This window comes from Mesorhizobium sp. GW821-FHT04C10 (assembly GCF_059420305.1).
Genome location: NZ_JBWKTL010000001.1, coordinates 1,750,185 through 1,767,587, shown reverse-complemented (window position 1 = coordinate 1,767,587; position 17,403 = coordinate 1,750,185). Strand labels below are relative to the sequence as shown.

At 63.3% G+C, this 17,403-nt stretch carries 15 protein-coding genes; 4 read left to right on the top strand and 11 right to left on the bottom strand.

The features are described from left to right. Nucleotides 1-2: 2 nt before the first annotated feature. From AC07UC_RS08580 to AC07UC_RS08560, 5 genes are all read right to left on the bottom strand, one after another. On the bottom strand, nucleotides 3-1,331 hold the full coding sequence (locus tag AC07UC_RS08580) for an NAD(P)H-dependent oxidoreductase (protein WP_494905124.1): 1,329 nt from the start codon (nucleotides 1,329-1,331) through the stop codon (nucleotides 3-5). 247 nt (nucleotides 1,332-1,578) lie between these two features. Further along, on the bottom strand, nucleotides 1,579-2,427 hold the full coding sequence (locus AC07UC_RS08575; protein WP_494905123.1) for a carbohydrate ABC transporter permease: 849 nt from the start codon (nucleotides 2,425-2,427) through the stop codon (nucleotides 1,579-1,581). Then, nucleotides 2,424-3,299, bottom strand: a complete 876-nt coding sequence (locus AC07UC_RS08570) for a carbohydrate ABC transporter permease (RefSeq protein ID WP_140772575.1) — start codon at nucleotides 3,297-3,299, stop codon at nucleotides 2,424-2,426. Before AC07UC_RS08570 ends, AC07UC_RS08575 begins: the two co-directional genes overlap by 4 nt. A gap of 71 nt (nucleotides 3,300-3,370) precedes the next feature. Further along, a complete protein-coding gene (locus AC07UC_RS08565) occupies nucleotides 3,371-4,660 on the bottom strand; it encodes an ABC transporter substrate-binding protein (protein ID WP_494905121.1) in 1,290 nt (429 codons plus the stop codon). 79 nt (nucleotides 4,661-4,739) lie between these two features. After that, a complete protein-coding gene (locus AC07UC_RS08560; RefSeq protein WP_494905119.1) occupies nucleotides 4,740-5,840 on the bottom strand; it encodes an ABC transporter ATP-binding protein in 1,101 nt (366 codons plus the stop codon). A gap of 185 nt (nucleotides 5,841-6,025) precedes the next feature. Here AC07UC_RS08560 and AC07UC_RS08555 point away from each other — a divergent pair, with 185 nt between their 5' ends. Next, on the top strand, nucleotides 6,026-6,871 hold the full coding sequence (locus AC07UC_RS08555; protein WP_494905118.1) for a metallophosphoesterase family protein: 846 nt from the start codon (nucleotides 6,026-6,028) through the stop codon (nucleotides 6,869-6,871). Nucleotides 6,872-6,969: 98 nt separating this feature from the next. Here the strand turns inward: AC07UC_RS08555 and AC07UC_RS08550 are convergent, their stop codons facing one another. Beyond that, nucleotides 6,970-7,737: a 5'/3'-nucleotidase SurE gene (locus AC07UC_RS08550; RefSeq protein ID WP_494905117.1), complete on the bottom strand. Its 768-nt coding sequence runs from the start codon at nucleotides 7,735-7,737 to the stop codon at nucleotides 6,970-6,972. A 204-nt stretch (nucleotides 7,738-7,941) separates the two neighbouring features. Here AC07UC_RS08550 and AC07UC_RS08545 point away from each other — a divergent pair, with 204 nt between their 5' ends. From AC07UC_RS08545 to AC07UC_RS08535, 3 genes are all read left to right on the top strand, one after another. Further along, nucleotides 7,942-8,937: a sugar-binding transcriptional regulator gene (locus tag AC07UC_RS08545; RefSeq protein WP_494905116.1), complete on the top strand. Its 996-nt coding sequence runs from the start codon at nucleotides 7,942-7,944 to the stop codon at nucleotides 8,935-8,937. 112 nt (nucleotides 8,938-9,049) lie between these two features. Further along, nucleotides 9,050-10,099 (top strand): thioesterase domain-containing protein, encoded by a 1,050-nt coding sequence (locus AC07UC_RS08540; protein WP_494905114.1) that lies wholly within the window; start codon nucleotides 9,050-9,052, stop codon nucleotides 10,097-10,099. Further along, nucleotides 10,096-11,559 (top strand): class I adenylate-forming enzyme family protein, encoded by a 1,464-nt coding sequence (locus AC07UC_RS08535; RefSeq protein WP_494905112.1) that lies wholly within the window; start codon nucleotides 10,096-10,098, stop codon nucleotides 11,557-11,559. The genes AC07UC_RS08540 and AC07UC_RS08535 overlap by 4 nt, the downstream gene beginning before the upstream one ends. A gap of 1 nt (nucleotide 11,560) precedes the next feature. Here AC07UC_RS08535 and AC07UC_RS08530 read toward each other — a convergent pair whose 3' ends face one another. The 5 genes from AC07UC_RS08530 to AC07UC_RS08510 all read right to left on the bottom strand — a co-directional run bounded on the left by AC07UC_RS08530 (nucleotide 11,561) and on the right by AC07UC_RS08510 (nucleotide 17,400). Further along, nucleotides 11,561-13,534 carry a tripartite tricarboxylate transporter permease gene (locus tag AC07UC_RS08530; RefSeq protein ID WP_494905110.1) on the bottom strand — a complete coding sequence of 658 codons (1,974 nt, stop codon included), beginning with the start codon at nucleotides 13,532-13,534 and terminating at the stop codon, nucleotides 11,561-11,563. A 20-nt stretch (nucleotides 13,535-13,554) separates the two neighbouring features. Further along, nucleotides 13,555-14,541: a Bug family tripartite tricarboxylate transporter substrate binding protein gene (locus tag AC07UC_RS08525; protein WP_494908914.1), complete on the bottom strand. Its 987-nt coding sequence runs from the start codon at nucleotides 14,539-14,541 to the stop codon at nucleotides 13,555-13,557. A gap of 167 nt (nucleotides 14,542-14,708) precedes the next feature. Beyond that, nucleotides 14,709-15,467, bottom strand: a complete 759-nt coding sequence (locus AC07UC_RS08520) for a phosphodiesterase (protein WP_494905108.1) — start codon at nucleotides 15,465-15,467, stop codon at nucleotides 14,709-14,711. Nucleotides 15,468-15,491: 24 nt separating this feature from the next. After that, the gene (locus AC07UC_RS08515; RefSeq protein WP_494905106.1) at nucleotides 15,492-16,562 is read right to left on the bottom strand and encodes a LacI family DNA-binding transcriptional regulator; all 1,071 of its coding nucleotides are present in this window, start codon (nucleotides 16,560-16,562) and stop codon (nucleotides 15,492-15,494) included. Between the two features lie 19 nt (nucleotides 16,563-16,581). After that, complete coding sequence (locus tag AC07UC_RS08510) at nucleotides 16,582-17,400, bottom strand: ABC transporter permease (RefSeq protein ID WP_494908913.1); 819 nt, start codon at nucleotides 17,398-17,400, stop codon at nucleotides 16,582-16,584. Nucleotides 17,401-17,403: the final 3 nt, after the last annotated feature.

Below are 17,403 nucleotides of genomic sequence, written 5' to 3'. Positions count from 1 at the left end.
GATCAGGCTCCCACGGTTCCGTAGACGAGTTTGTCCTGGCGAGCGCGCAGCTCCGCGATCTTGGAGCCCGGCGCAGGGGCCGCATTGGCATAGGTGATGAGCTCGCCCTTCTTGATCGGCGCCGTCACGGAACCGCCCTGCAGCAGGCCGCAAGGAATGGCTCGCGCCGCATGCGCTTCCGGCGCCGTCATGATCCAGGCCCGGTAGCAATATTCGCCGATCGCATCGAGCTTCTCGCCGGGCTGCATGTCCTTCTTTGCGACCGCGGCAACTTCAGCCACCGGCTTTGCCAGCGGCACCATGTCGGCCTTGCCGTAAAGGACGACGCGGGCGCAGGTCAGCGGCACTTCGAGCGAGGTCAGGTGATAGGGGCGATGGAAGGTGAAATACGGGCCCTTGCCCATCTTCAGGTCTTCCATGCGCTCCGAAATGCGCGGATGCGACATGTCGGCGACGACGAAGACACCGGGCGCCACGCCCTTGCCGATCGAGTAGTCGACGACGCCGACCCTGGACAGCACGCCGCCATCCTTTTCAGGCACCAGGACTTTCGAGAGTTCGCCGAGTGTCGCCGCGGGGCCGTGCATGCCGGCCTTGTCCGGCACCAGGCCGGTGGCATTGGCGATCGCCGCCATTTCGACCATGGTCTTGGAGCCATCGACGAATTCGACCAGCATGCGCACATTCATGTGCCGGCGCTTGGCCTCTTCCTCGTAGGCGGGCGGCGTGGCGTCGATGTTGAGCGGGTTGTTCTTGCCCTTGCCGGCGGCGACGATCGGATGGCCCATGGCCGAAACGAACTCGATCAGTTCCATGCAGGAGGACGGCTCGTCGCCCGCGCCCAGCGAATAGGTGACGCCGAGCCGGTCGGCCTCGCTCTTCAGATAGGCGCCGATGGTGACGTCGGCCTCGACATTCATCATCACCAGATGCTTGCCGTGCTCCATGGCGCGCAAGCCGATCTCGGCGCCGACGGCGGGAACGCCGGTCGCGTCGATGACCACGTCGATGAGATCATTGTTGATGACCAGGTTGGCGTCGTTGGTGACCGCCACCTTGCCGGCTTCCATGGCCGCCGTCATCGCCGAAGCGCTCGACACTTCGCGCGCATGGCCGGTTTCCTGGAAGGCGATATCCACCGCCTTGCTGGCGGCCGGCAGGTTCAGCTCCGAGATCGCGCCGATCTCGATGCCGGACATATGGGCGACGCGGGTGACGATGTCGGTTCCCATCTCGCCGGAGCCGATCAGGCCGATGCGGATGGGCTTGCCCGACTTGCCACGCTCATCGAGATCGCGGGCAAGGCCCGTCAACGAAATATTGGAAGCCATACCGCTTATTCCTCCCACATTGCAGGCTTGTTCAAGTGCTTGACGGGTATTGAACATCTGTATTTCTGTCAAGACTAATGTCCAAAATTACCGCACTTTCGTGCCCTTTCCGGAGGCTTCCGGGAGGCGCGGAATGGCCACCGGCAAAAGCCGGAAGCCACGCGTTGCGGCAGGCTGTCCGGGATGCCGAACAGCCGTCGAGCCGCGAAGCCGCGCGGCGGACGCCGCGATGTCCCGGTAAAGGCGGCTACTTGATGCCGGCCCGCATGAAACTCTGCACGAACTGGCGCTGGAACAGCAGGAAGCCGATCAGCAGCGGCGCCGAGGTCATCAAGGCGGCTGCCGAGATGATGCTCCACTGTACGCCCTGATCGGGCGAGGCGAAGACCTGCAGGCCGACCGTCAGCGGCCGGGTCGAGACCGAGTTGGTGATCACCAGCGGCCACAGGAGATTGTTCCAGTGGTAGCTGACCGAGACCAGCCCATAGGCGACATAGATCGGGCGCGACAGCGGGACGTAGACCTTGAGCAGGATGCCAAGCGGCCCGGCCCCTTCGACGCGTGCGGCGTCGTCAAGTTCCTTGGGCACGGTCAGGAAGGCTTGACGCAGAAGGAAGATGCCGAAGGCCGAGGCCATGTAGGGCAGGCCCATCGCCAGCACGGTATCGACGAGGCCGAGCTTGACCATGGTGCGGTAATTCTCGACCAGCAGCACCTCGGGCATGATCATCAGTTGGATCAGCACCAGCATGAACACCAGCGTCTTGCCGCGGAAATCGTAGCGGGCGAAGGCATAGGCGGCGAGCGTGCAGATGACGAATTGCGAGGCCAGGATGACCGTGATCAGCACGAAGGTGTTGAGGAAATAGCGTGCGAACGGAGCCGCGTTCCAGGCTTGGATGAAATTGCCTAATGTCAGGGGCGCCGTCAGGTCGAAGCGCACTTCGTATTCGGCGGGATGGAACGCCATCCACACCGCATAGAGCAGCGGCAGGATCCACAGCGCGCCGAGCAGGTAGCAGCCGATCACCTCGATGGCGTGCCAGAAGCCTTGTTCGCGCGACTGGACCGGCTGGGGGAGAGCGGTGACGGTCATTTGTAGTGGACCCTCCGGTCGAGAATGCCGAACTGCACGAAGGCGAGCGCAGCGAGCAGTGCCAAGAGCACCATGGTCAGCGCGGCGGCATAGCCGGTATCCCAGAAGCGGAACGCCGTCTGGTAGATGTAATAGAGGAGCAGCGTGCTGGCATTGTCGGGGCCGCCACGGGTCATGACGATGACGTGGTCGATCAGCCGGAACGAATTGATGATGGCGTTGATCAGCACGAACAAAGTCGTCGGCATCAGCAGCGGGAAGGTGACGCGGCGAAAGAAGTACCAGCGCCCGGCGCCCTCGAGAGCCGCGGCCTCCGACAGCGACGGGCTGATCTGCTGCAGCGCCGCCAGGTAGAAGATCATGAAGAAGCCGGCTTCCTTCCAGACCGCCAGCACCATAAGGCTGCCCAGCGCCGTCGAGCCATCACCCAGCCAGTTGCGCTCGGCAAAGCCGAACAGGCCAAGGAAGCGGTCGATGAGACCGTAGCCGGGCGTGTAGAAGAACAGCCAGATGTTGGCCACCGCGATCATCGGCAGGATGGTAGGCAGGAAGAACGACATGCGCAGCAGGGCCTTGCCGCGGATGGACGAGTTGACGATCAGCGCCATCAGCATGGCGAGGCCGATCGCCACCGGCACGGTGCCGATGGCATAGATGGCATTGTTCTTCAGCGCGGCCAGGAACACCGGGTCGCTCAGCATGTCGCTGTAGTGGCCGAGCCCGACGAACTTTGCCGGACGTACGCCGCGCGGCGTGTTGTAGAAGCTGTTGACCAGCGTCATCACCGCCGGGATGTGGGTGAACGCCGCCAGCAGCACGACGGCCGGCAACAGCAGCAGCCACGCGGTGATCTGATTTCGTCCTTGTGTCACGAGACACCCTTTCCTGTCGCTGTGGCGGAAAGGGTGGCGGATCGGCTTCGACCCACCGCCCTTCGTATCGGTCAGCGATACTGCTTCAGGATGCGGTCGGCTTCCTGCTGCGCATCGCCCATCGCCTGCGCCGGCGTCTTGGTGCCGGTCAGCGCGGCCTCGATGCCGTCATCGATGACGCGGGCGACACGCTGGTTCTCATGCGTCGAAAGCTCCGGCACCATGTAAGGGATCTGGTCGTGCGGGACGGCGGCACCCGGGAATTCCTTGACATAGGCCTGCATCTCCGGGGTGTTCCAGGCATCGTCGCGCGGCGCGATATAGCCGGTCTTGATGCTCCATTCGGCGGCCTGGTCGGCCGAGGTCAGCCATTTGGCGAACTGGAAGGCCGCCTGCTGCTTCTCGGGCGCCGTGCCGTTGAAGATGAATATGTTGCCGCCGCTGGTCGGCGCGCCACGCTTCTTGTGCTCCGGCAGCATCTGCACGCCGAACGGGAACGGCGCGTTGGTCTTGACATTGGTCAGGTTGCCGCTGGTCGTGGTGATCATGGCGGCACGGCCCTCGAAGAAGTCCTTCGGGTTGGTCGCCCACTCGATCACGCCGGGCTTCATCACCTTGTGCTTGAGCGCCAGGTCCGTCCAGTACTGCAATCCTTCGACGACCTCGGGGGAATCGAAATAGGTCTTGTCCCCCGAAACATCGGCGATCGTGCCGCCATTCTGGGCGACATAGCCCTGCAGCAACCAGTAGGAGGTCAGCGACGACGGCACCTGCATGCCCCATTGCGTGACGTTGCCGCTGGCGTCGCGTTTGGTCAGCTTGGTGGCGAAATCGACGACTTCTTCCCAGTTTTGCGGGCCGACATCCGGGTTGAGGCCGGCCGCCTTGAAGGCATCCTTGTTCCAGAAGAACACGGTCGTACCGCGCTGGAAGGGGATGCCCCAGGTCTTGTCCTCGCTCTTGCTGTTGGTCATGAACACCGGCGAAAATCCGGCGAGCCAGGCCTTGTCGTCGTCGGTCTTGACCAGGTCGTCGATCGGCGCGATCGCGCCTTCGTCGATCAGCGTGAAGAGATCGGCCGACAGCATGACCGCCAGTTCCGGCGGCTGGCCGGCCTTGAACGCGGTCAGCGCCTTGCTGATCGTCTCGGAATAGGTGCCTGAGTAGATCGCCTTGACCTTGATGTCGGGATTGGCCGCCTCGAACCGAGTGATGAGGTCATCGACGATCTTGGTCACCGGACCGCCGATGGCCACGGGATAATAGAAACTGACTTCGACCGGCTCGGCCTGCGCCGCGCCAAGGCTCAGGCCTGCTCCCAACAGCGCGGCGCCAAGCCACTTGCCACTTCTTGCAAACATCGTTTCCTCCGGTTTGTGATGTTTTCTCGTTGTCGTCGCCAATCGGCCTGCTTCGAGACCGCGGGCCGTTCCCGGCAGGTCAGGGCACCGCGCGCAGCACGCGCTCGCCGACCGCCTGACCGACCAATACCTTGCGCTCGGCCCTGTTGCCGTCCGCCTCGTCGAAGACGTGCATGGCGTCGGGCAGCCAGCCCAGCCGCACCTGGTCGCCAACGGACTGCCGACGGATGCCGTCCACGCGCACCTGCAGAAGCTGGTCGCCGACGACGCACTCCAGAATGCTGTCGGCGCCGTGATATTCGATGCCGCGGATGATGGCGGGAACGACGCCATCCGGCTCGATCCGGATCTCCTCCGGCCGCAGCCCGAGCGACAGCCCATCGCCTTTGCCTTCGACCAGTGCCGGCCCCGCCGATCCCTTGATTACGGCGCCGGCCGGCCCATCGGCCAGCGAGACGAGGTTCATCGGCGGCGTGCCGATGAACTTTGCCGCGAACGACGTCGCCGGCCGCAGATAAAGCCCTGCCGGCTCCGCCTTCTGCTCGATGCGGCCGCCGCGCATGAGGATGACCTGATCGGCAAGGCTCATCGCCTCGATCTGATCATGCGTGACATAGACCATGGTCATGCCCAGCGCCTGCTGGATGGTGCGTATTTCCTTGCGCATCTCGTGACGAAGCTGCGCGTCGAGGTTGGACAGCGGCTCGTCCATCAGGCACACCGACGCCTCCGCGACGATCGCCCGGCCGAGGGCGACGCGCTGCTGCTGACCGCCCGAAAGCTGGGAAGGCTTGCGGTCAAGAAGCGCCCCCAGCCCGAGAATGTCGGCTGCCTTCTTGAGGCGGCGCGTCCGCTCCCCGGCCGGCACCCGCCGTACCTTGAGACCGAATATGATGTTTTCCGCAACGCTGAGGTGCGGGAAGAGCGCATAGGACTGGAACACCATGGCCAGGCCGCGCTTGGCCGGCGGCTGCACGGTGACGTCCTTGCCGCCGATGAAGATCTGGCCGGAAGTGACCGAATCGAGGCCGGCAATCAACCGCAGCGTCGTCGACTTGCCGCAGCCTGACGGTCCAAGCAGCACCGTCAGGGTGCCGGGCTTCACCTCGAAGCTGACATCCTTCACGGCGTCAAAGGTCGCCCACCTCTTGTTGAGGTTCCTGATCTCGATGCCGGACATGGTGCCTCCCTGTTCCGGTAACCTCCCGCCCGATCCCTCCGGAATCCGCGCAGCGAAGACGCGCTCGGGCTGGCGATCCGTTGATCGCTAAAATCGAATATTGAACTATCTTTCTCAAGTCAATACAATTGTACAATTCTGAAGCAGCGACGCGTCAGACCACGCCCACCGGCAAAGAGAGATCCATGGCCTCGATTCGAATTATGCAGATATCCGACACCCACCTGTCGCCGCGAACCCACCGGTTTCACGAGAACAACGAACTCATGATCGACGTGCTGAAGACCGCCGATCACGACCTGATCGTCCATACCGGCGACATCACGCTCGACGGCATCCGCTTCGAGGAAGACTATCCCTTCTGCCGCTCGTTCCTGGAGCGCGCCGGCAAGGACATCCGCTATATCCCCGGCAATCACGATGTCGGCGACAGTCCACGCCTGTCGCAGCCCGAAACCGCCATGGGCAGCGCCATCAGCCCGACCAGGCTTGACCGTTACGAGCGCTATTATGGCGCCGACAGATGGTCGATCGACCGCGGCAACTGGCGGCTGCTCGGCATCAATTCGCTGCGTGTCGGTTCGGGACTGGACGGCGAGCAGCAGCAATATGACTGGATCGGCGAACAGCTGGCGACGCTTGGCGAGCGGCACCTGGCGCTGTTCTCGCATCAGCCGCTCTATGTCGACACGCCGGAAAGCACCGAGCTGACCTACTGGACAGTCGATCCGATCGGTCGTGAGAACCTGCACGAATTGATGGCGCACAAGCAGCTGAAGATGATCGCCAGCGGGCATCTGCACCAGCAGCGCTCGCGCGGCCACGATGGCGTGAGGCTCGAATGGTGCTCGTCGATCGCCTTCACCACCCGCGAGGAGCTGGTGCCCGAAATGGGCGGCAACCGCGAGGTCGGCTATCTCGAGCACGTGCTGCATGATGACGGCGGCATCGAAACCCGCGCGGTGACCATCCCGGGCTTCGTCAACAGCTATCTCGACGACTGCCTGCTCGAGGTCTACCCGAAATACTGATCGCCCCATGCTCGAGAACGCAAGAAGGGCGCGCCGGTGATCCGGGCGCCCTTTTTTAACTTCGAATCCGGTTCGTCCGATCCTTTCGGGATCAAGTCTCAGGCGACCGCCTGTTCAAGAGCCCCGTCGAGTTCCGACAAGGCGCCCGCCGGCACGAGGGCATGGCCCATCCAGTTCAGGCAGGTGACCGAGGCAATGCCGGAATCGATCAGGCTGTTTTCGTCACCCGGCGTCGTGGCGTAGTTGCGGTCGGCCAGCGGCTCGATGCGGGCGCTGCGCCCATCCTCGGCATGGATGATCACCCGCGTCGCGCATTTGTCGCGGCCGATGCGCGCCGAACGCATGGGGGCCGGCACATTGCGCGGCAGGTTGACGCTCAGCCAATGTCCCTCCTGGGCCCACTCCTGGCGGGTGTTCCAAAAACCCTCGATGCGCGCCGCCAGCCATGCGACCTCGTCATCGCCATAGGCCTGGCTGTCGCGCGGCATCGAGAAAGCGACGCCGGCGATGCCGCACAGGGCCGCCTCGCGCGCCACCGCCATGGTGCCGGAGTAGGAGACATCCTCGGCGACGTTGCGCCCCTCATTGATGCCCGACAGCACCAGATCGGGTTTTGCGCCATCGCGGAACACCCAGTGCATCGCCCCGATGACGCAGTCGGCCGGGGTGCCGGTGCACGAATAGCGTCGGGGCGCTACCTGCTCAACGGCAAAGGCCTGCCGCAGCGTGATCGAATGACCAAAGCCACTGCGGTTGCCGCTCGGCGCCACGGTCCAGATGTCGTCGCTCAGCAGCGCCGCTGCCCTTTCCAGGATCGCCAGACCGGGCGCGTCGATTCCGTCGTCATTGGAGAGCAGTATTCGCATGTCATATCCTTCTGGCTGCGCCCGAGCGTCTTCATAATTCGTACATTTATGCCATATTGAGAATTATTGTACAATTCCGTAAGATGAACTCGGGCAGGCTTTTCGGTTTGCTGGATTTCCACGGGCGGCCGGCGCGCGAGCGGCCGCGTGATTTCCCTCCGCCGGCAAATCGTCTAATGGGGGTACGTCTTGAGGGAAGTGGGCATGGCAGGTTCGGAAAAGCGACCGAGGCGGACGAAATTCCAGTCCGACCAGGACGAACTCAAGCTGAGAGCCGCCTATCTCTATTATGTCGAGGGCCTGACCCAGGAACAGGTTGCCCAGCATCTCGACATCAGCCGCATCAAGGCCCTGCGCCTGCTTGCGGCGACGCGTGAGGACGGTACGGTCCAGATCACCATCAATTCGCAGGCCGAATCGCTGATCCGCCTGCAGCGGAACCTGGAAAAGCACCTCGGCTTGACCGAGGCGATCGTCGTGCCCGCGTCGAACCAGGACGAGGAGAGCGTCGCGGCCGTCGTCGGCCACGCCACCGGACGCTACATTTCCGAACAGGTCACCAACGGACTGTCGATCGGTGTCGGCTGGGGCGCCACGCTGCAGGTCTGCATGCGGTCGCTGATCTGGCGCGAGGTCAACGACATGACCGTCATTTCACTGCTCGGCGGCCTGACCCATGCGACAGCGCACAATCCTTCGGCCGTCGCCTGGCGCTTCGCCGAATTCTACCGCACGGAACTCTATCAGATCACCGCGCCTGTCTTTGTGCCCGACCGCGAACTGGCCGACGCACTGTGGAAACAGGATGATCTCAAACAGCTCTACGAGCGGGCACGTGCCGTTGACATCGCTCTGCTCAGCGTCGGCGATGTCGGCACCCAGGCCTCGATCTTCCGCCGCGGCATTCTCAACTGGTCGGACGCCAAGAGCCTCAAGGATGCCGGTGCCGTAGGCGATGTGCTCTGCCATTTCGTCGATGCCGACGGCAATGTGCTTGACCATCCCGTCAACCATCGCGCCATGGCCATCAATCCCGCCGACATCAGCAGGGTGCCGAAGGTGATCATCTCGTCGGGCGGCCTGCGCAAGATCCACGCCATCCGCGCCGGCATCGCGGCGACCAACGCCAAGCTTCTCATCACCGACGTCGCCGCCGCCCAGGCGCTGCTCGAGCTTCCTCCGCTCGAACAGGCCTCCTGACCCGTCGCGACACGACAGCGGCAGCGCGCCCGTCACTTAGGCGGAGCATGGGCTTGTCCCTGGACACAGCTGTGCGTAAAAGGCAGGAATATGCATCGGTAGGGGCTTTCCGATGAACGTCCAACAAAGGCTGCGGCCTGCATCACCGGGCGACGGACCGGCACATGCGATCGCCGGCATCTTCGCTGCGGAATTGCAGGTTCCCTCGGTCGGTCTCGACGACAATTTCTTCGATCTCGGCGGCGACTCGCTGATGGCCGAGACCCTGGTGCTTGCCGTGCAGAAACGATTCGGCGTCAAGCTCCAGACCTCCATTCTGCTCGAAGCGCAGACACCGCGCGAATTCGGCAGGCTGATCGCGTCGCTGGTGCCGGTCCATCCGGCGCGCGAGCTGATCGTGCCGGTGGCGGGCAGCATCGGCCATGAGCCGATGGCCATGATCCATGGCATTACCGGCTCGGCCTTGTTCGCCAATCGCTTCGGCAAGCGGCTGAAAGAGAAATACGCCATCATGGCCGTTCGCGGCATGGGCACCGAGCCCGGCGAGACGCCTTATTCCAGCATGGCCGAAATCTGCTCCAGCTATTTCGAGGCCCTCACTTCGGTGACCGACCAGCATCCCGACGTGATTGGTGGCATTTGCGTGGGTGGCCTCCTGGCGATCGAGGTCGGCCGGCTGAGCCATGAGGCGACCGGCAAGCGGCCCGCCATCGTGCTCATCGATCCGCCCTCGCCCGGCTCCGCCTGGCTGAAACCGATGCCCAACGACCGCCTGACGGACAGCCGGCGCCGCCAGATCACGCGCAAGGTGATCTATTGGCGCTTGCTGCGCGATACGATGAGCACGGTGGGGTTGGGGCAGACACGCCTGGGACGGCATCTGCGCAAGAAAGCCTACAAGAGCGCATTGTTGCAGGCCGCGGCCGGTTTCGTGCCCTCCTCCTATCCCTGCGACGTTCTCATCCTCGCCAGTTCCGAATGGGGCGCCACGACGGTGAAGGATTACAAGGGCTGGGCATCCGACAAGGCCAGCGTGAAGACGGTCGTCATGCCGGGCACGCACAACAAATTCCGCAAGGCCAACATGGACGCGATCGACGCGGAGATCCTCACTTTCCTCTCCGAAAGACCCGGGGCGACACGCGTCCAGCACCGGCGATGAGTTTTGGCCGGCAGATACTGGAAGCCTTCGCGGCCCATGGCGACAAGGTCGCGATGGTCAATGACCGTTCGCAGATCACCTACGCGCAAGCGCTGACGCAGATCGGACATCTGACGGCAAACTTCAACGCATCGGGCATCAGGCCCGGCGACCGCGTCGGCCTTGCCATGGTCGACAACATCGACGTGGTGCTGTCCATCCTCGCCTGTTGGAAAAACAGCGCAACCCCCGTGGTTATCGATTTTCGAACGCCCAGAAGCCAGCGTGCAAGACAGGCGCGCGACTTCGGCTTGAAGATGGTTTTCGAAAGCCGTGCCATGCCCGGCGACGAAATCTATCCGAACGCCCTCTTTGATACCGGCTGGAAATCGGCCTCGGCGCCGGGATTCGAGGCCAGCGCCCCGATGGATGATGCCAATCCGGCCTTCCTGATCTTCTCGTCCGGCACCACGGGCGACCCAAAGGCCTATACACAGTCGCACGAAGCGCTTGCCCGGCGTATCGCGGCGCGCCGGAGCGTTGTGGAGGGAACCGCCAAGCGATTTCTGACGCCGATGGCGCTGTCCTACTCGGCAATGCGCCACCAGACTTTCGGGTATCTGCTTTACGGCGGCGTCGTCCGGTTCTTCCCGCCGCTGTTCACGCCCTCCGAACTCATCGAGGCACTGCTGTCGTTCCAGGCAAGCGGTACGGCGCTGGCACCGTCGGTGATAGCCCGAATGGTCAAGGAAACCGGTGAGCGCGCCACCCACCTGCTCCCAAAACTCTCCGTTCTCTACAGCATAGGCGGACCGGCCAGGGGCGAAGACAAGATCGCCGCCTGGCGCTACATCTCGCCGGGTTACCGGATAAGCTACTCATCGAGCCTCACCGGCATAATATCCTCGCTGTCGGGTTCAGATATCCTGGCCAAGCCCGAAAGCGCGGGCCGCCCAGTGGCGGGTGTTCAAATCGAGATTGTCGGTCCCGACGGCCACGTGCTGCAACAAGGGGACAGGGGGCTGATCAAGGCCCGGACCCCGACCATGGCATCGGCCGTCCTGATGCCCGGCAACCGCCTCTTCGTCGATCCACAGATCATGGGCTCGGACTGGGGCATTCCCGGCGACATCGGTTTCCTGGATGCCGACGGCTTCGTGACGATCGTCGACCGCGAATCCGATATGATCGTTCGCGGCGGCGTCAGCGTCGCGCCCCAGGAGCTTGAAAAACTGATCCGCGCCCATTCCAAGGTGCAGGACGTCGCCGTGGCCGGTTTCGCGGACGAGACCATGGGGCAGGAAATCGCGGTATTCATTGTTTCCGAACAGGGAACGATTGAGGAATTCCAGGCATTCCTGCGCGCCAACATCGCACCCGACCGGCGGCCGCGCGAGATACGGATCGTGCCATCATTGCCCTACAGCAGCAACGGCAAGTTGCTGCGCCGCCAGTTGATCGAAACGCTGGCGCGCAAATAAACTAAAAGATCCCCCAGATACCGGCGAGCCAGGGCGTCGGCCATGGCTGGGACGCCAGCATATCGAAAACCGAATAGACAAAAACCGTCGTGGCGGCGGCGATCGTCAGCGGCGACCGCCATGACTTCGAGCCAAGCACCGCGATGCTGCCGGCCACGAAAATGAAAGTCGCCGCCAGGTGTCCGACCAACAGGATGAGGACGGCCAAGGCAAGGCAGAGGCCCAGCACCGCAAGATTGCCCTTCATGGTTGGTTCCGTGGCCGGCGACCATTCGCCGGGAGCCCCGGCGGGCGCGGACGGGACGGGCGTGGAGGGCGTCCACCATCGCAGTGTCGTCCGCCCTGTCGTCGTCAGCGAAAACATCATCAGCAATCCAGCTGTGATGATCGGGAAGATGGCGGCCTCGAAGGGAAAACCGGTAGCGGCGGTCACCAATGCCGCCAACGCCAGCAATGTCATGGCGGCGCCGGCGATAATATCGGGCAGCGCGGGCGGCAGCGGGCCACCTGGGTTTCTGGCCCTGATCCACGACAGCGTCTGCCTGATGACGCCGACCACGGCCAGTCCAAGCAGCAGCAGCACCAAGGGCTGGGCGAGCCACGACCAGCCGGAAATCTGGTAGGCGAGAAAGAAGTAATTCTCGAGGCTCGGCCCAAGAACGAAACCCAAGGAGAAGGCCGAGCGCGGCCAGTTGAGTTCCTTCATCGCCATGCCGATGGCGCCCACGCCGATGACCAGCGCAAAATCGAAAGCGCTCATGTTGGTCTGGTAAGCGCCAACCACGATGAAGGTCACCACCAGCGGCACCAATATCGCGGCCGAGACCTGCGCCACGCGCGCCAGCGGCCGGGTCAGCACGAGGCAGGTCACCGCGCCGACTATGTTGGCCACGGCAATGCTGAACACCATCGACATGGTGAGCGCGGCATTCTTGCCGAGCATGTCCGGTCCGGGAACGAGCCCGTGCACGACAAAGGCGCCAAGCAGAATGCTCATCGAGGCCGAACCCGGCACGCCGAAGGCGATCGTCGGAATGAGCGAGCCGCCTTCCTTGGCATTGTTGGCGCTTTCAGGAGCGATGACGCCCCTGACGTTGCCCTCGCCGAACTTCGGTCCAGAGCCTGGCCGGCGTGACGCATAGCCATAGGCGATCCAGTCCAGCACCGCGATGCCGACACCGGGAACGGCACCAAGCAAGGAACCTATGGTGCTGCATCGCAGGACCAGCGGCCATTCCCGCAGCGTGTCCATGATGCCTTGCCACATGCCGGCATAGGTCGGCCTCTCCGCATTGCCCTGGATGGAACCGCGCAGCAGAAGCGACGCCAGTTCCGGCAGGCCGAACAGGCCGAGAAACACCAGGGCAACCGGCAGACCGTCCCAGAGATAGATTTCGCCGAAGGTCCATCGGTCGATGCCGGCGATCTTGTCGATGCCGACGAACGAGGCCAGCATGCCGAACATGGCCGCCGCCAGCCCCTTGAGCGGCTGGCTTCCCGCCAGCATGGCGACGATGGAGAGGCCAAAGGCGCAGATCGCGAAGAAGTCCGGCGTCTTCAGGTAGAGGACAAGCGGCCGCATGACCGGGATCGCCGCCGCAAGCACCAGCGCGCCGAACACGCCGCCGATCATCGAAGCGGAATAGGAGGCGCCGAAGGCACGCGCGGCTTCGCCCTTCTTGGCCATCGCATGGCCATCAAGCACCGTTGCCGCGGCGCCCACCGAACCCGGAACGCCGAACAGGATCGCGGGTATGGTGTCGGAGGTGGTGTTGACCGATCCCATGCCAAGCAGCAGCGCGAAGGCGGCATAGGCGTCCATGTTGTAGGTCATGGGGATGAGCAGCGCCATCGCGAACAGCCCGCCAATGCCGGGGACGACGCCGACAATCAGGCCGGCGAAAACACCGGTCACCAGCATCAGCATACGGAATGGCTGGGCCATCTCGAAAATGGCGGTGAGGATCAGATCCACCGTTGAGCCTCGCCGGAAATCTACTTCACCAGATTTCTGGCGGTTTCGAATACGTCCGGATCCACCTTCAATTGCTGCGCCACGAGCCGGCTTATGTCTTCACCGCTGGTGGCGTTGACGGTCATTTCGCTGAGCTTGCCGATATCGGCCAGAAACGCCGGATCCTTGACCATCTCCATATAGCCATTGCGAAGCGCTTCGAAGGTGTCCTTGGGTGTTCCCGGCGGAACAACGAGCGGGTGATGGAACTGCAAGGTCGTCTCTATGAGCGCGGCCGCCTCCCGAACCTCAGGGTCTTCGATCCTGGCCGTGAACTTCTCCTGGCCTGCAACCGTGCCCGGGCCAAACGTTCCGACGAGGTTGAGCGTGTCGCGGTTTCCGGAGATGTTGTAGCTGGAAACACCGCACATTCCGGCGATTTCGCCGCGTTGCATTGCCAGTTCGATATCGGCGGTGCCTTCAAAACCCGTGACGATCTTGAATTTCGCCTTCAGCCCGTTCTTGACCAGCGCCGCGAAAATATAGGTCACGCTGCTCTTGCCGGTCGCTCCAATCAGGAAATCGGACTGCAGGAACTTGTCCATCGTGTCGATGCCGGAGCTTTTGGCGGTCAGGCAATAGGCCGGTTCGTTGACGAGCGAGCCGATCCATTGCAGGGCCAGCGGGTCGAAATTCGCGTTCTGGGGATCAAGCACCGGAGCATAGGACATCGCCTCGCTGACCGAAGCGATGACGCTTCCATCGGCCGGTTCGCTGCCCAGCACCATCTTGGTGAGCTTGAGGCTGCCGCCGCCCGGCACATTCTGAACGACGATATCAGGGTTGCCGGGCAGGAACCGGCCAAAATGACGAGCGATCAGCCGCGATGTCTGGTCGTAGCCGCCGCCGGGGCCATAGCCGACCTTGATCGTGATGGTCTTGAATTCGACCGCCTGTGCCTGCGCGCACATCGCGAGGACTAGGCCAACGACAAGAAAGGAGAGAACGCGCAAAGCGCGGAAAATCACAGCCAACGTATCAACCCCGCATCAAACCCAAAGCGGTTCTAACCCATGACTTTACAAATCGGTAATAATTTTCACGGGGGATGATACGGGATCGGATCACAGTTACGACAGCCAATCCGTGACGTGCAGCGAGCGTCAGCGTCCTGATTCTGTTGGCGGCATATGCATTATCCGGCGATGGGAAAATCGTGGAAATGCACGACCACCCCATCCCCGTCGATGAAGATCACTGCATAGGCGGGCGGCTCGTGGCCCAGGCTCCAGCTCTGCGAAAAATCGAGCGCGGTCTGGTGGTTCGTGCTGCGCAGCGTGCTGACCGGTATGCCGCGCCAGTTGCCGGCGATCAGCCGATGGACGTGGCCCGCGAAGATGTGGCGGACATTGCCGTGACGCGACAGCACCGCGTGGAAGCTATCGGCGTCGGCGAGCCTGACCTCGTCGAGCACCGGCATGTGTATCCGAAACGGCGGGTGGTGCATGAAGAGGAAGGCCGGCCTGTCGCGCGCCTCTTGCAGCCGTTCGTCGAGCCAGTCGAGACGCTCCGCGCACAGCCTGCCCTCGACATGGCCGCTGTCCAGCGTGTCGAGCAGGATCAGGCGACCCTCCGTGCCATCGAAAACGCTCTGCACGAATCCTTGCTCGGCAGCGGCGTCGGGAAACATTTCAAGGAAAAGCGCGCGATCGTCATGGTTGCCGAGCATCAACCGGCAAGGCGGAGAAAATTGCGCCAGCCTTTCCCGCAATGCCGCGTAGGCGGCACGCTCGCCATCATTGGTGAGGTCGCCGGATATCACCACCAGTTCGGCATCGGCATGGTTTTTGCCGATGTCCGCCAAGCAGGCGTCCAGCCTGGCGAGCGGATCGGAGCCATAGAGAAGGCCACCCGGCGTCATCAGGTGCGGATCGGAGAGCTGGATGATTTTCATAGGCGTCGACCTGTGGCTGAGGATTCAGGAGGAACTGTCTGGAAGTCGCTCCGCGTCATGCGGAACAAAACTGCCGCGCACGACAAGCGGCACGTTGAAGCGCTCGCGGATGGGCGCAAGATCCGGCTGCCGCTGGCGCAGATCGAGCAATGCCACGGCACGGGCGGCCATCATCTCCGGATCCTGGCGGAAGGTGGTCAGCCGGTAGGCAAGCCAGCCGGCTTCGGGAACATCGTCGAAGCCGATCACCGAGAGATCGCCGGGGATGTCGAGCCCGGCCTGCCGGGCGTGGTCCATGACGCCGAAGGCGATGAGGTCGTTGACGCAGAAGATCGCCTGCGGCCGATCCTGGCTATCAATGAGAGCATTGCCCGCCTGCAGCCCGCCCGCATAGTCCGTGTCTCGGCCCCGCGCGATCACAACCTCGGCGCCAAGACGCGCTGCCTCGGCGCAGAATGCATCCTCGCGTTCGGTGATGGTGGGTGTACCCGACAGCGATCCCGCCAGACCAAGCTTCGTCATGCCGCGCGCGACGAACAATGCCGCCGCGAGCTTGGCGGCCGCGCTGCCGTCGGTCTGGATATGATCGGCTTCCGGTTCGGAGCGGCCGATGACGACCAGCGGCTGGCCGTTGCGCCGCGCCAGCTCGAAGAAGGACGAGGGCGGCGAGCCCGACAGGATGATCGTCGCCTCGGCGCGATGGCCAAGCAGCGTCTTCTGGGCCGATATCAGCTCCTGCTCGGTCTGGCCGGTGTTGATCATGACCGGAACATTGCCGCGATGGATCAGCGCCTTGGTGAGCGCAGCGGTGAGATGGGCACGAAAGCCGACTTCCGGCTTGGTCACCACCAGCCCCACCAGCCGGCTCTGGTTGGCGAGCAGGCCGCGCGCCAGATCGTTGACCTGATAGCCGAGTTCCTCGGCGGCGCGCATGATCTTTTCGCGCGTTTCGGTGGCGACGCTGGCGCCCGGCGTGAAGGCGCGCGACACCGCCGAGCGCGACACGCCCGCCTGGCGCGCGACATGCAGGGCGCTGACCGAGCGAAGCTTGTCCGAGGTCTTGTCGCCCGTGGTCGAATTCTCGTCTGCCGTCATTGGTCGACGCTCACGCTTTTCAATGGCCAACCCGCGACAGCACATCGGCCTTCAGGAACCGCTCGACGATCAGCATGAAGCCGATCGATGGGATGAGCAGCAGAAGTGCCGTGATCGAGGCGATCTGATAATTGCCGCCGGCGCCCGCCGAATACAGCAGCAGCGGCAACATATTCACATCCGGCGCGCCGACGAAATAGCTGCCGGTGAATTCGTCGAGCGATTCCAGGAAGACGAAGATGGCGCTGGCCATCAGGCCGGGCATGGCGAGCGGCAAGGTCACATCACGGAAGGCGCGGAACGCTCCGGCGCCAATTGATCGGGCGGCCTGCTCGAGTTCGGCATCGACGGCCGAAAAAGCCGCCGTCGCGATCCACACCGCATAGACCAGGCCATGCACGGCATGCACCAGAACCACGCCGGTGATCGTGCCGTTGAGGCCGATCTGGTAGAAGACGCGCGCGATGTTGACATAGACCGGCAGGTTCGGAAACGCCTGCGGAATGAGGAAGGCGAGCAGGATCAGGCCGCGCAGCGGCAACTTCAATCGCGCCAGCGCATAGCCGGCAGGGATTGCAAGCGCCAGCGAGACGATGACCGTCAGCACCGCCACCAGGATGCTGTTCTGCAGCGAATCCATCGCACCGCCGCGTGGCGAGAAGACACGCGCCCAGACGCTGAAGCCATAGTCGAGCGGCAGGACATGCGGAAAATACCAGCGCTCCGCCACGGTCCACAGCAACAGATTGAGCAACGGGCCGAAGATGATGAAGGCAAGCAGGCCCAGGATCGCAGCCCTGGGCAACCACCACAGGTCGATCCGCACTTTATGTCCCATGAC